This window comes from Ilumatobacter sp., from assembly GCF_049588435.1.
Taxonomy (GTDB): domain Bacteria; phylum Actinomycetota; class Acidimicrobiia; order Acidimicrobiales; family Ilumatobacteraceae; genus Ilumatobacter_A.
On the sequence record NZ_JBAVYV010000069.1, the window covers coordinates 1 to 12973 of the forward strand.

The 12973-nt window shown below is 66.5% G+C and carries 16 protein-coding genes; 15 read left to right on the top strand and 1 reads right to left on the bottom strand.

Annotation, left to right across the window (positions count from 1 at the left end; all coding sequences use genetic code 11):
• Positions 1-139 precede the first annotated feature (139 nt).
• From rpmI to WBV89_RS02385, 8 genes are all read left to right on the top strand, one after another.
• Positions 140-337 (top strand): 50S ribosomal protein L35, encoded by a 198-nt coding sequence (rpmI, locus tag WBV89_RS02350; RefSeq protein WP_423979734.1) that lies wholly within the window; start codon positions 140-142, stop codon positions 335-337.
• 34 nt (positions 338-371) lie between these two features.
• Complete coding sequence (rplT, locus tag WBV89_RS02355) at positions 372-725, top strand: 50S ribosomal protein L20 (protein WP_423979735.1); 354 nt, start codon at positions 372-374, stop codon at positions 723-725.
• A gap of 96 nt (positions 726-821) precedes the next feature.
• On the top strand, positions 822-1619 hold the full coding sequence (locus tag WBV89_RS02360; protein ID WP_423979736.1) for a TrmH family RNA methyltransferase: 798 nt from the start codon (positions 822-824) through the stop codon (positions 1617-1619).
• A 14-nt stretch (positions 1620-1633) separates the two neighbouring features.
• The gene (locus WBV89_RS02365; protein WP_423979737.1) at positions 1634-2116 is read left to right on the top strand and encodes a YbaK/EbsC family protein; all 483 of its coding nucleotides are present in this window, start codon (positions 1634-1636) and stop codon (positions 2114-2116) included.
• A complete protein-coding gene (locus WBV89_RS02370) occupies positions 2113-2442 on the top strand; it encodes a glyoxalase superfamily protein (RefSeq protein ID WP_423979738.1) in 330 nt (109 codons plus the stop codon). Before WBV89_RS02365 ends, WBV89_RS02370 begins: the two co-directional genes overlap by 4 nt.
• Before the next feature lie 107 nt (positions 2443-2549).
• Positions 2550-3563: a phenylalanine--tRNA ligase subunit alpha gene (gene pheS / locus WBV89_RS02375; RefSeq protein WP_423979739.1), complete on the top strand. Its 1014-nt coding sequence runs from the start codon at positions 2550-2552 to the stop codon at positions 3561-3563.
• Between the two features lie 15 nt (positions 3564-3578).
• Positions 3579-5942: a phenylalanine--tRNA ligase subunit beta gene (pheT, locus tag WBV89_RS02380; RefSeq protein ID WP_423979740.1), complete on the top strand. Its 2364-nt coding sequence runs from the start codon at positions 3579-3581 to the stop codon at positions 5940-5942.
• 4 nt (positions 5943-5946) lie between these two features.
• Entirely contained in the window at positions 5947-6345 is a 399-nt protein-coding gene (locus WBV89_RS02385; protein ID WP_423979741.1) for an ACT domain-containing protein, read from the top strand.
• On the opposite strand, the gene WBV89_RS02390 is transcribed toward WBV89_RS02385, so the two are convergent.
• On the bottom strand, positions 6332-6901 hold the full coding sequence (locus WBV89_RS02390) for a YqgE/AlgH family protein (RefSeq protein ID WP_423979742.1): 570 nt from the start codon (positions 6899-6901) through the stop codon (positions 6332-6334). The two genes, WBV89_RS02385 and WBV89_RS02390, sit on opposite strands and share 14 nt — an antisense overlap.
• Positions 6902-7035: 134 nt before the next feature.
• Between WBV89_RS02390 and argC the strand changes: the two genes are divergently transcribed.
• From argC to WBV89_RS02425, 7 genes are all read left to right on the top strand, one after another.
• On the top strand, positions 7036-8064 hold the full coding sequence (gene argC / locus WBV89_RS02395) for an N-acetyl-gamma-glutamyl-phosphate reductase (protein ID WP_423979743.1): 1029 nt from the start codon (positions 7036-7038) through the stop codon (positions 8062-8064).
• Entirely contained in the window at positions 8061-8939 is an 879-nt protein-coding gene (gene argB, locus WBV89_RS02400) for an acetylglutamate kinase (protein WP_423979744.1), read from the top strand. Before argC ends, argB begins: the two co-directional genes overlap by 4 nt.
• A complete protein-coding gene (locus WBV89_RS02405) occupies positions 8936-10147 on the top strand; it encodes an aspartate aminotransferase family protein (protein WP_423979745.1) in 1212 nt (403 codons plus the stop codon). The genes argB and WBV89_RS02405 overlap by 4 nt, the downstream gene beginning before the upstream one ends.
• Before the next feature lie 6 nt (positions 10148-10153).
• Positions 10154-10618 carry an arginine repressor gene (gene argR, locus WBV89_RS02410; RefSeq protein WP_423979746.1) on the top strand — a complete coding sequence of 155 codons (465 nt, stop codon included), beginning with the start codon at positions 10154-10156 and terminating at the stop codon, positions 10616-10618.
• Between the two features lie 10 nt (positions 10619-10628).
• The gene (gene argH, locus WBV89_RS02415) at positions 10629-12080 is read left to right on the top strand and encodes an argininosuccinate lyase (RefSeq protein WP_423979747.1); all 1452 of its coding nucleotides are present in this window, start codon (positions 10629-10631) and stop codon (positions 12078-12080) included.
• Entirely contained in the window at positions 12077-12658 is a 582-nt protein-coding gene (locus WBV89_RS02420; protein WP_423979749.1) for a DNA-3-methyladenine glycosylase, read from the top strand. Before argH ends, WBV89_RS02420 begins: the two co-directional genes overlap by 4 nt.
• A 79-nt stretch (positions 12659-12737) precedes the next feature.
• A partial coding sequence (locus tag WBV89_RS02425) for an SDR family NAD(P)-dependent oxidoreductase (RefSeq protein WP_423979748.1) occupies positions 12738-12973 on the top strand: 236 nt, incomplete at its 3' end.

Genomic DNA, 12973 nt, shown 5'->3' on the forward strand with positions numbered 1-12973 from the left:
GGCCGCGCGATGTCGATGGTGCTGTCCCCGGACAAGCAGGCCCAGGAGGCCATGAGGAAAGCGGCAATCGTTGCCGAGAAGGAAGCTGCGGCCGAAGCCGCGAGCGACGACGATACGGCCGAATCAGAAGGAGATTGAGATGCCGAAGATGAAGACATCGAAGACCGCTGCGAAGCGCTTCAAGAAGACCGGGACGGGCAAGCTCCGTCACGAACAACAGAACAATCAGCACAAGTTCGAGTCGAAGACGTCGAACCGCAAGCACCGTCTCGACCGGGACGCCGACGTGCACCCCAGCGACACGAAACGGATCAAGCGCCTCCTCGCCGAGCGCTGATCGACACGCTGAAGTAGACAAAAGGAGAAGATCGATGGCACGAGTCAAACGCGGCGTCACCAAGACGAACCGCCACAAGAAGGTCCTGAATCAGGCGAAGGGTTACTACGGCAACAAGAGCCGTTCGTTCCGCGCCGCCAACGAGCAGGTCATGCGGTCGGGCAACTATGCCTTCCGCGACCGTCGCGCTCGCAAAGGCGAGATGCGCCGCCTGTGGATCCAGCGGATCAACGCAGCATGTCGCTTGAACGACATGAGCTACAGCCGTTTCATCGCCGGGCTGAACGCCGCGGGCATCGAGGTGGATCGCAAGATCCTGTCCGAGATCGCCGTCACCGACGCCGCAGCATTCACGAAGCTCGTCGAGAACGCGAAGGCTGCTCTCTGAGCGACTGAACACACTCGAATCACGAAGGGGCCGTGCCACGTGCACGGTCCCTTCGTCGTTTTCGGGTGCTTCGCCGCACCGGCCACACTGGTGTCGATGAGCGGACTCGGCCCGACCAACAGGAACGTCCAGCAGCTCAAGAAGCTGCTGAGCCGGCGCAGCCAACGACATGCCGACGGCCTGTTCGTGATCGAGGGCCCCGTGCTCGCGGCCGAAGCGGTCCGAGCGGGATGGACCTGCCTCGCCCAGTACGTTCCCGAGGGGAGCGGGGTGGAGATCCACGGTGCCGGTCCCGTCAACGAACTGGCCGCCGGTGTCCTCGAGAAGGTCGCCGACACGCAAACCCCGCAAGCTCCGCTGACGCTCGCGCAGATCCGAGTCCACGACACCACGGCCGTGCTCGCCGCGGCGACCTTCGTGGTGGTCCTCGATCGGGTCGGTGACCCGGGAAACCTCGGCACGATCCTGCGTTCCGCCGAGGCAGCGGGAGCTGATGCGGTCGTGCTGTCGCCGGGATCGGTCGACCCGTTCAATCCGAAGGTGTTGCGTTCCTCGGCCGGTGCGATCTTCCACGTTCCCGTCGTCGTCGCGACGTTGGACGAGGTGGGTGAGGCCGGCTTCGAACTCGCCGGGACCAGCAGCCACGACTTCGAGGGACGCACGGTCGTCGAACACAGCAGTGCCGACCTCACCGGCCGCCTGGCGATCGTGATGGGCAACGAGGCCGCCGGACTTCCCGACGACTGGAGCGACGACCACGGCCCGATCGACACCTGGTTGACCATCCGTCACCGCGGTCGCAGCGAGTCGCTCAACGTCGCGATGGCCGCCACCGTCCTGGTCTTCGAAGCCGCCCGCCAGCGCGACGTACCAACTGGGTCTGACCCCAGTTGATACGTTCGTCGGGAATGAACGACGCCCTCACCGAGGCACTCGATACCACGGGTGTCGACTACGAGATCTTCGAGTGCGACCCGGACCTCGCCGATACGGCCCAGTTCTGCGAGGCGTACGGATTCTCACTCGACCAGTCGGCGAACACGATCGTCGTCATCGGCAAGTCCGATCCTCCGGTGTACGCGGCGTGCGTGGTGCTCGCCACGACCCGGCTCGATGTGAACAAGGTCGTGCGCAAGCGGTTCGGCGTGAAGAAGGCGTCGTTCGCGAACGGTGAGACCACGGCCGACCTGACCGGCATGCAGATCGGCGGCGTCACTCCGTTCGGGCTTCCGGAGAGCATTCCGATCTGGGTCGACGCACGGGTGATGGAGCGGGAGCGGATCGTTCTCGGCGGGGGTGATCGGGGGCGCAAGGTCCTCGCTCCACCGACCGTGCTGACAGCGATCGGCGCGGACGTCGTCGAGGATCTGGCGAAGCTCGTCGAATCGTGACCACGCAGGTCGTTCCGATCCTGCGGGTGGCCGACGCCGCAGTCGCCGTCGCCTGGTATGGCCAGATCGGTTTCGAGCAGGTGTTCGAACATCGCTTCGCCGACGGCATGCCCGCCTACGTGGGGATCGAACGAGATGGCGCAGCCATCCACCTCTCGGAGCACACCGGCGATGCACCGGGGCCGGGCCTGGTCTACATCTGGGTCGATGCGATCGACCCGTTCGCCGATCATTTCGGGATCGTCCCCGACGAGATGCCGTGGGCCCGCGACATCGAGGTCAGCGATCCCGATGGGAATCGCATTCGCCTGGCGGAGCGACGGTAGGGGTACGCTGGACGCCGTGACGACGCAGTTGCAGCGATTTCCGTACCCCGGCTGACCCCGGGGACTCCGAACGCTCCTGCTCCACCGTTCCTTCGAAAGGACACCTCTTGATTTCCGACATCACCGCCGCCCGTGACGCGGCGCTCACCGACATCGCGGGCGCCTCGTCTCCGGACGAGGTCGCCGCGATGACCACCCGCTACGCGGGAAAGAAGGGCGAACTCGCAGGGCTGAAGAAGCAGCTCGGCTCGCTGGACTCGATCGACGCCAAGAAGGCTGCCGGTGCGGCGATCAACGAGGCGATGGGAGCGGTCGATTCCGCGCTCGACGAACGTCGTGCCCTCGTCGCCGCCGACGCGATGCGCCAGCAGGTCCAGACCGAGCGTATCGATCTCACCGAGTACGTGGGCACGGCCACGCGCGGTCACGCGCACCTCGTCACCCAGGCCTGGGAGCGGCTCGAGGACGTGTTCGTCGGACTCGGGTTCTGCGTCGCCGAGGGCCCCGAGGTCGAGACGGACTGGCACAACTTCGAAGCGCTCAACATGGGAGAAGGGCATCCCGCTCGCGGCGAGTTCGACACGCTCTTCGTCGACCATGTTCCACCAGGGGGCAAGCCCGGCACCACCGTGCTACGGACCCACACGTCACCCGTGCAGATCCGCACGATGCTCGCCGAGGACCCGCCCATCTACGTGATCGCTCCCGGTCGCGTGTTCCGTCGAGACACCCCCGACGCCACCCACATGCCGGTGTTCCACCAGATCGAGGGACTCGTCGTCGATCGTGGAATCTCGATGGCCGACCTGGCCGGGACGATCGATGCGTTCACCAAGGCGTTCTTCGGGAGGGGCTGGAACTCGCGGCTCCGCCCGAGCTACTTCCCGTTCACCGAGCCCTCGGCCGAATTCGACATCCAACGCCCCGACGGCTCGTGGATCGAGCTCGGGGGCTGCGGCATGGTCCATCCCAACGTGCTCACCGCCGGTGGGCTCGATCCCGAGGAATGGAGCGGATTCGCGTTCGGATTCGGGATCGACCGCATGGCGATCATGCGCCACGGTGTCGCCGACATCCGCGAGATGTTCTCCGACGACCTCCGATTCTCCGAGCAATTCTGAGGAAATGAGCACACGATGAAGATTCTTCTGTCCTGGCTCAACGAGTACGGCGATTTCGGCGACCCGACGAATGCCGAGGATGTCCAGCGTGTCGCCGACGCGCTCACGTCGCTCGGCCTCGAGGTCGAATCGATCGAACCGGTCGGTGTGACCGTCGATGGCGTCGTCACCGCGCGCATCCTGCGCCTCGAAGCGCACCCCGATGCAGCGAAGGTGCAGCGCGTGTACGTCGACGCCGGGGACGGCGAAGAACTCCACGTGTGGTGCGGTGCGAGCAACATCTCTGCGGACGACATCGTGCCGCTCGCCCAGCTCGGGACCACGATGCCGAACGGCATGACGATCGAGCGGCGCGGCATCCTCGGAATCGACTCCGAGGGGATGCTGTGCTCCGCACGGGAACTCGGTCTCGGCGAAGACCACGACGGGATCCGCATCCTGCCGGCCGGTATTCCGCTCGGTGTGCCCTACGGCGACGCGCTCGGCATCACACCCGACGTGTTGATCGATGCCGACGTCACCCGTAACCGTCCCGACTGCTGGGGATACGTCGGGATCGCACGCGACCTGGCGGCCAAGATGGGTGTCGAGTTCACTCCTCCCACACCGACTCTGGACGTCACAGGTCCGGAGCGAACGGCCCAGGTCGAGATCGTCGACGGCGACCGCTGCGCCCGATTCACCGCAACGGTCATCTCCGGTGTGGTCGTCGGTGAGTCGGCCGACTGGATGCAACGACGCCTCACCGCTGCGGGCATGCGACCGATCAGCAACGTGGTCGATGTCAGCAACTACGTGATGCTCGAGCTCAACCAGCCGAACCACGCCTACGACATCGACACGCTCGGTGGCGGCGGATTCCGTGTCCGCCTCGCCCGCGAGGGCGAGCATCTTGTGACCCTCGACGGCGAGGAACGGACGTTCACGACCGAGGATCTGTTGATCTGTGACGCCGACGACGTCCCGATCGGGCTCGGGGCGATCATGGGCGGGCTCGACTCGGAGATCTCAGAGCGCACGACTGCGATCGCGCTCGAGATGGCGTGGTTCGAACTCGTGGGTATCGGCCGGAGCGTGACCCGAACCGGGCTGCGGTCCGAAGCGTCCCAGCGTTTCGAGCGCGGCGTCGATCCGTACGGCATGCCGTTGGCCGTTGCCCGCTTCGTCGAACTGCTCTCCGAGACGTGTCCCGATCTGGTGGTGCATGCCGGAGCGACCGACGCTCGTTCCGAGCACCTGCCGAACGAGCACCGCACCGCCGAGGTCCGGATCTCGAACGTGAACCGCATCCTCGGGACCGAGCTGTCGGCCGACGATCTGCCGGCGCTCCTCGATCCGATCGGCTACACGGTGTCCGGATCGGGCGACACCCGCACGGTCGTCCTGCCGACGTGGCGGCTCGACTCGACCGCGGAGATCGACGTGATCGAGGAGGTCGCCCGTCACTACGGCTACGACCGGCTCGGATCGCGCGTTCCGAAATCATCCGACCACGGCGGGCTCACCGCACGTCAGCAGCGACGTCGCACCCTGCGCTCGGTGCTGCTCGGACTCGGGATCTCCGAAGCGATGCCGAACCCGTTCCTCGCACCGGACACGCTGGCGAAAGCCGGGCTCGACGATGCGGCGATCACGATCACGAACCCACTGGTGTCCGACGAGAGCGTCCTGCGAACGTCGTTGCGTCCCGGTCTGCTCGAAGCGATCGCGTTCAACGAGTCGCATCGTCGCGTCGGTGCCCGGCTCTTCGAGATCGGACGTGTCTACCCACCGGCCGAGGGTGAACTTCCCGGTGAGTACGAGGCACTGACCGTCGTCCTCGCCGGCAGCGAGGCTCCCGCTGCGATGGCCGTGTGGGCCGAGATCACCACGGCGCTCGGCGGTGGAGCACGCATCGATCAGGGGCGCGTCCCGTCCGGGCTCCACCGGACACGGTCTGCCACCCTGCAGGCTGGCAAGGCTCCGCTCGGCGCGGTCGGCGAGGTCTCCCCGGAGGTGCTGGCGGCGTTCGACGTGACCGAACGAGTGGCGATCCTCGAGGTCGATCTCGACCAGTTCCTCGCCCGTGAGCCGAAACCGGCCCAGTGGAAGGCGACCAGTCGGTACCCGTCGAGCGACCTCGACCTGTCGTTCCGCCTCGACGATGCCGTCCCCGCCGAGAAGCTCGACAAGGCCGTCCGCCAAGGCGCGGGCAAGTACCTCGTCGGTCTCGATCTGTTCGACAACTACCGGGACCCGGCCGTCGCCGGCTCGCGTGCGTTGGGATTCCGGCTGCGCCTGCAGGCGCAGGATCGCAGCCTGACCGACGGAGACATCGCCGAGATCCGGCGCGGAATCGAGTCCGCCGCGACGCTGCTCGGCGCAGAACTGCGAAGCTGACGCCATGGGTGCTCCAGGAGAACTCGATCTGGATGCGATGCTCGCGTCGCTCGATGTCGAACGCCGCCCCGGTGTGTTCACGTTCGTTGCCGTGGAGGCGCCGACGCCGGGACTGCTCGCGGCTGCACACGCAATGGTGCGCGAATCGTCGTCGACCACACTCGTGGTCCCGGTCGAGTCGGCGCGGCGCGCCGGATTGCCGGTCGTCGTCGAGATGGCGTGGCTCTCACTGACCGTGCAGTCGAGCCTCGAGGCGGTCGGGTTGACCGCAGCTTTCTCCACACTGCTCGGCGATGCGGGAATCTCGTGCAACGTGCTCGCGGGCTATCACCACGATCACCTGCTCGTCCCGGTCGATCGTGCGGACGATGCGATCGCCGCGCTGCGGATCAGTTCGAGTTGAGATCGTCGGGAGCGAGCGCGAGCCAGCTCAACCGTCCGGGCTGTCGACGGAGCACGTCGTACCAGAGCGTTTCCGGACGATCGGAGAAGACGTCGCCGATCTCGGCATCGAGGACGAGCCACGCTCCTTCGTCGATCTCGCTCTCGAGTTGACCGGTTCCCCATCCGGCGTAGCCCCGGAAGACCCGCACCTTCTCGACGTGGGCTGCGACGATCGCCGGGTCCGCCGACAGGTCGGCCGAGGCGAGCAGGCCGCTGATCGGCGTCAGCAACTCGGTCGAGTCGTCGAGCAGCAGCTTCGTCACCGCGATTCCGATCATCGCGTTCGTGTCGACCGGTCCACCGGCGAACACCGATGACGGTGCCGTCTGCAGATCGATCCAACGATCCAACGGTTCGGACAGAGCTTCCTCGGTGGGCCGGTTGATCACCAGACCGATCGCTCCGTCCTCGTGGTGTTCGAGCACGTAGACCACGGTGCGGTCGAAGTTCGGATCGGACAGCGGGGGAGTGGCGAGCAACAGCCGCCCCTTCGTCTGTGGTGACGTCACGAACACCGGTCCAGTCTGGCCCGTCGATCCGACGAGTACGCATCGAGAACGGATCCCGCCACACATCTACGTCTGTACATCTCCGTCTTCACATCCACGTCTTTGGATGGACATGCAGGATCGTGTATGGTTATCCAGCTATGACGAAGTCACGGCTGAAGGTCGGCATCATCGGGGCATCGGGGTTCACCGGGGCGGAGCTGCTCCGCCTGATCGCCGGGCACCCCGACCTCGAACTGGTCGTCGCAACCGGAGACTCGATGGCCGGACGACGAGCCGCCGACCTGTACCCGTCGCTCGCCACGGCCTATCCCGACCTCGTGTTCGCAGAGTTCGACCCGACCCGGTTCGGCGACCTCGATCTTGCGGTGCTCGGGTTGCCTCACCAGGCCTCGATGGAACTCGCGCCGCAACTCGTCGGCGAGGTCGGCTGTGTGGTCGACCTGTCGGCAGCATTCCGGATCAAGGACGCGACGCAATACCCCGACTTCTACGGCTTCGAACACAGCGAGACCGAGTTGCTCGCCGAGGCGGTCTTCGGGCTGCCCGAACTGCACCGGAGCGAACTCGTCGGAGCCCGTCTGATCGCCACGCCCGGTTGTCACGTGACCGCTGCGACACTCGCGCTGCGCCCGTTGGTGGCGGCCGGTCTCGTCGAGTCCGATGGGATCATCGTCAACAACGTCACCGGGATCACCGGTGCGGGACGGGCCCCGAGCGACACCAACGTGTTCACCAACATCGATTCGAACGTGACCCCGTATGGGTTGCTCCACCACCGCCACACGCCCGAGATGGAGCAGGAGATCGGCGCGCAGGTGACGTTCACTCCGCACCTCGTCCCGATGAGCCGTGGAATTCTCGCAACGTGCTACGCCCGTCCGGCCGGCGATTGCTCGCCGGAGCGGGTGATGGGCGCCCTCCACGAGTTCTACACGGACGAACCGTTCACGACCGTGATCGACGGACCGCCGGCCACGAAGTCGGTACTCGGGTCCAACGCGGCGCACGTCTCGGCGCGCTACGACGAACGGACCGGAACGGTGATCTCGATGTGCGCGATCGACAACCTCACCAAGGGAGCATCCGGCGGAGCATTGCAGGCGGCCAACGTCGCGCTCGGGCTCGACGAGACCGCCGGCCTGTCGACGATCGGCCTCGCACCATGACCGACTTCACACCCGACACATCGAGCCTCCGCGCCGAGACGCTCGTCGAGGCACTGCCGTACATCCGCCGTTTTGCGGGAAAGACGATCGTGGTCAAGTACGGCGGGAACGCGCTCGCGGGCACGTCCGACCATGACGCGCTCGCGCTCTTCGCCGAGGACATCGTGATGATGCGCCTCGTCGGGATGCGGCCCGTCGTCGTCCACGGCGGCGGACCCCAGATCTCCGAGATGATGACTCGTCTCGGGAAGACGACCGAATTCGTCGACGGGCTCCGTGTCACCGATGCCGAAACCGTGGGGATCGCGAGGATGGTGCTCAAGGGGCAGGTCAACCCGCAGCTCGTCGCCGCGATCAACGTTCACGGGAACTACGCCGTGGGAATGTCCGGAGTCGATGCCGGCCTGATCCGCGCGACCGCTCGCAACGAACGACTCGGGTTCGTCGGCGACGTGACCGAGATCAACCCGGCGGTCGTCGAGCGCCTGCTCGATGACGAGTTCATCCCGGTGATCGCCACGATCGGTTCCGACGACACCGGCCAGGCGTTCAACATCAACGCCGACACCGTCGCCGGAGCGATCGCCGAAGCGGTCGGGGCCGAGAAGCTGATCTACCTCACCGACATCGAGGGGCTGCGGTCCGATGTGGGTGATGCGGCGAGCCTCATCCGGCAGACGACCGCCGATCACCTCGACGAGTTGATTGCCGATGGAACGATCGCCGGCGGGATGATCCCGAAGGTTGCGAGCTGCCAGCAGGCGGTGCGCAGCGGCGTCCAGCGGGCGCACATCCTCGACGGGCGCATCGCCCACGTCCTCCTGCTCGAACTCTTCACCGACGACGGAATCGGAACCATGGTGGTGCCCTCATGACAACTCACGCGTTTCCCCACGCCCCGATGGACGACTGTCCCTTCATGCCCGTGTTCGGGCCGCCAGCGATCATGTTCGACCGTGGTCGCGGAACCGAGCTCTGGGACTCCGAGGGGAAGCGGTACCTCGACTTCCTCGCCGGCATCGCGGTGGTGTCGCTCGGACACGCCAACCCGATCGTGGCCGAATCGATCGCAGACCAGGCCGAGCAGCTACTCCACGTCTCGAACTTCTTCGCCAACCCGGTCGCCACCGAGGCCGCCGTGAAGATCAACACCTTGCTGCGCGACGCCACCGGTCACGACGGCCAGATCTTCTTCACGAACTCGGGCGCCGAATCGAACGAGTGCGCCATCAAACTCGCCCGCAAGCACGGAGGCCGCGGTCGCCACACCGTCGTCAGCACACTCGGCAGCTTCCACGGCCGGACCCTCGCCACGCTCGCCGCCACCGGGCAGCCGACCAAGCACGAGCCGTTCCAGCCGATGCCCGAAGGGTTCCGGCATGTGGCATGGGGTGACATCGATGCCATACGCGCGGCCGTCGACGGTTCGGTCGCGGCCGTACTGATCGAGCCGATCCAGGGTGAGGGCGGGGTGAACCCGGCGACCACCGAGTACTTCCGGGCGGTCCGTGAGATCTGCGACGAGACCGGTGCCCTGATGATGGTCGACGAGATCCAGACCGGGTTCGCGCGGACCGGTCGATGGTTCGGATTCGAACATTCGGGGGTCGCACCCGACGTCGTCACGCTCGCCAAGGCGATGGGGAACGGAATGCCGGTCGGCGCCTGTTGGGCGCGCAGCGATGTGGCAGCGGTGTTCGAGCCGGGTGATCACGGCAGCACGTACTCGGGGACGGCCATCGCGTGTTCGGCGGTCAACGCCGTCATCGACGAGATGCAGCGTCTCGATGCCCCGCAACTCGCCGTGCGTGCCGGCGAACGGCTCGTGGCGGCTCTCACCGCCCTGCCCGGGGTTGTCGACGTGCGCGGTTCGGGCCTGATGCTCGGCGTGCAACTGGTCGAGGCGCTCGATGCGAAGCAGGCATACGCAGATCTGCTCGATGCCGGGCTCATCGTCAACGCGGTCAATCCGACGACGATCAGATTGATTCCGCCGTTGACGGTCACCGATGCCGAGATCGACGAAGCCGTCGCGATGATCGGCGTCGCGCTCGCGGCTCAACTCACCGCGGGACAAGGCTGAGCGGCGATGACCACCAAGGTCCAGCGGCAGTCGGCGATCGCCAGGATCGTGGGCGAGTACGAAGTGACGAGCCAACCCCAACTCATCGAACTCCTCGGCGTCCAGGGCATCGAGGCGACCCAGGCGACGATCTCACGTGACCTCGACGACATCGGCGCGGTCAAGGTGCGGGTGGCGAGCGGGAACACCGTCTATGCGATCCCGCAGTTCGAACCCGACCGCTTCGCACCGCTCGACCAACTCCGACGCGTCATGGGGGAGTGGGTCGCCGAAGTCGCGCTCTCGGGAAACATCGTCGTCCTCCGCACCCCACCGGGGTGCGCGCACGTGGTCGGTTCGGCCCTCGATCGAAGTCGCATCGAGGGGATGATCGGCACCGTTGCCGGCGACGACACCTTGATGTGCGTCGCCGACACCCCCGACGGATCCGCGCTCGCGGACCGTCTCCGCACACTCGCTGGAATCAGCTGACAGGACATCCATGGATCTCGATGACCAACATGAGTTCGCCCGCGACGGGAAACTCCCCGCGAAGGCACAGACGCTGTGGCACGGCCGCTTCACCGGAGGCCCGTCCGAATCGCTGCTCGCCTACACGGTCAGCCTTCCGTACGACCAGCGGATGTGGCGTGACGACATCGTCGGGTCGAAGGCCCACGTGCGTGGGCTCGCCCGCGTCGGACTGCTGAGCGACGATGAGCGCGACGCCGTGCTCGACGCGCTCGATGCCGTCGGCGTCGAAATGGAGACCGAGACGTTCGAGTTCGTCGGCTCGGACGAGGACATCCACACCGCGATCGAACGCCGTGTCACCGAACTCGCCGGACCGGCGGGCGGCAAGTTGCACACGGCTCGGTCGCGCAACGACCAGGTTGCCACCGATCTCCGACTCTGGTGCCGGCGGGAGTTGACCGACGTCGCCAAACGGCTCGTCGAGATGCAGCACGTGCTGCTCGAGCAGGCGATCGAGGCCGGCGATACGTACCTTCCCGGCTACACCCACCTGCAGCGGGCGCAACCGGTCCTGCTGTCGCACCACCTGATGGCGCACGGGTGGGCGCTCGGCCGCGACGTCAGTCGACTGCTCGACACGCTCAGGCGCCTCGACGTGTCGCCGCTGGGCGCCGGGGCACTCGCCGGATCGTCGTTGCCGATCGACCCGGTCGGCAACGCCGCCGACCTCGGATTCGCGAAGGCGTTCGACAACAGCCTCGATGCCGTGAGCGATCGCGATTTCGTCGCCGAAGCGGTGTTCGATCTCGCGATGGTCGGACTGCACCTGTCGAGGATCGGCGAGGAGTGGGTGCTGTGGACCTCGGGAGAGTTTGGGTTCGCCCGCCTCGACGACGGCTACGCGACCGGTTCATCGATGTTGCCGCAGAAGAAGAACCCCGACATCGCCGAACTCGCACGCGGGAAGAGCGGTCGGCTGATCGGCAACCTGACCGGGCTGCTCGCGACCCTGAAGGGGTTGCCGATGGCGTACAACCGCGATCTGCAGGAGGACAAGGAGCCGCTGTTCGACTCGGTCGAGCAGGTGACGCTCGCCGTGGCAGCGCTCACCGGCATGATCGCCACTGCGACCTTCGACACCGAGCGGATGCAAGCGGCAGCCGACGAGGAGACGATGGCGGCGACCGATCTCGCTGAGTTCCTCGTCCGGAACGGGATGCCGTTCCGCGATGCCCATGCCGTGGTCGGCGCGCACGTCCAGGCGTGCCTCGCCGGTCAGGGTTCGCTGGCGGACCTCGTCGCAGCCGATCCGCGTCTCGGTGAGGAGGCCGCAGCGCTGGTGCAGCCGGGGGTCGGCGTGAAGATGAGGTCGAGTCGGGGAGCGGCCGGTCCGGACGCCCGTGCCGAGCAGATCGACTCCTACCGAGCGATGCTCGAGTCCGAGACTGCGACGATCCAGGTGCTGTCGGCGACGATCTGACCGTGCTCGACCGGGACTGGTTCGCCCGCGACGCGACGATCGTCGCTCCGGAACTGCTGAACAAGGTCCTGCGTGTCGATTCGCCGACCGGACCGGTGGCGGGTCGGATCGTCGAGACCGAGGCGTACATGCCCGACGATCCCGCCAGCCACACGTTCAATGGTCCGTCGAATCGGAATCGGGTGATGTTCGGCCCGCCGGCGCACCTGTACGTGTACCTCAGCTATGGGATCCACTCGTGCGCGAACGTCGTCACCGGGCCGCCGGGGAGCGGGCAGGCGGTGTTGTTGCGTGCCGTCACGCCGCTCGACGGCCTGGACGTGATGCGCGCGCGTCGAAATCGTCGCGATCCTGAGTTGGCGAACGGCCCGGGCAAGTTGTGCCAGGCGCTCGGGATCGACCTCGATGACAACGGACTCGATCTCCTCGGAAACGGTCGGGTGACGATCATCGACGACGAGGTGTCGTCTCCGCCGAATCCGGTGGTCGGCCCGCGGGTCGGCATCAGCAAGGCCGTCGACCGTCCCTGGCGATTCCGCGTCCCCACCCCTCGTTCGCGTGAGGTGTCTGCGTTCTGAAGGCGCACAGACCGCACGCGATCGGCGACGGGGTGGACCGGTTTGGTTCGGGGTGACCGGGGTCACCTAGTTTCATCGGATGCAGGACTTCGCAGGCAAGATCGCCGTCGTCACCGGGGGCGGGACCGGAATGGGGCGGGAGCTCGCCGTCCAACTCGCGGCGTCAGGGGCGCACGTGTCGATGTGCGACGTGTCGGAGCCGAACATGGCCGAGGCAGCCGCGCTCGCGCGGGCAGCAGCGCCGGCGTCGGACATCCGGATCTCCACGCATCAGTGCGATGTCTCCGACGAGGCAGCGATGTTCGTGTTCCGCGA

Coding starts and splice junctions, on each gene's coding strand:
- argH (WP_423979747.1), top strand. CDS start 10,629: ATGGATCTCGATGACCAACATGAGTTCGCCCGCGACGGGAAACTCCCC.
- argR (WP_423979746.1), top strand. CDS start 10,154: ATGACCACCAAGGTCCAGCGGCAGTCGGCGATCGCCAGGATCGTGGGC.
- rpmI (WP_423979734.1), top strand. CDS start 140: ATGCCGAAGATGAAGACATCGAAGACCGCTGCGAAGCGCTTCAAGAAG.
- argB (WP_423979744.1), top strand. CDS start 8,061: ATGACCGACTTCACACCCGACACATCGAGCCTCCGCGCCGAGACGCTC.
- WBV89_RS02365 (WP_423979737.1), top strand. CDS start 1,634: ATGAACGACGCCCTCACCGAGGCACTCGATACCACGGGTGTCGACTAC.
- WBV89_RS02360 (WP_423979736.1), top strand. CDS start 822: ATGAGCGGACTCGGCCCGACCAACAGGAACGTCCAGCAGCTCAAGAAG.
- rplT (WP_423979735.1), top strand. CDS start 372: ATGGCACGAGTCAAACGCGGCGTCACCAAGACGAACCGCCACAAGAAG.
- pheT (WP_423979740.1), top strand. CDS start 3,579: ATGAAGATTCTTCTGTCCTGGCTCAACGAGTACGGCGATTTCGGCGAC.
- WBV89_RS02405 (WP_423979745.1), top strand. CDS start 8,936: ATGACAACTCACGCGTTTCCCCACGCCCCGATGGACGACTGTCCCTTC.
- WBV89_RS02385 (WP_423979741.1), top strand. CDS start 5,947: ATGGGTGCTCCAGGAGAACTCGATCTGGATGCGATGCTCGCGTCGCTC.
- argC (WP_423979743.1), top strand. CDS start 7,036: ATGACGAAGTCACGGCTGAAGGTCGGCATCATCGGGGCATCGGGGTTC.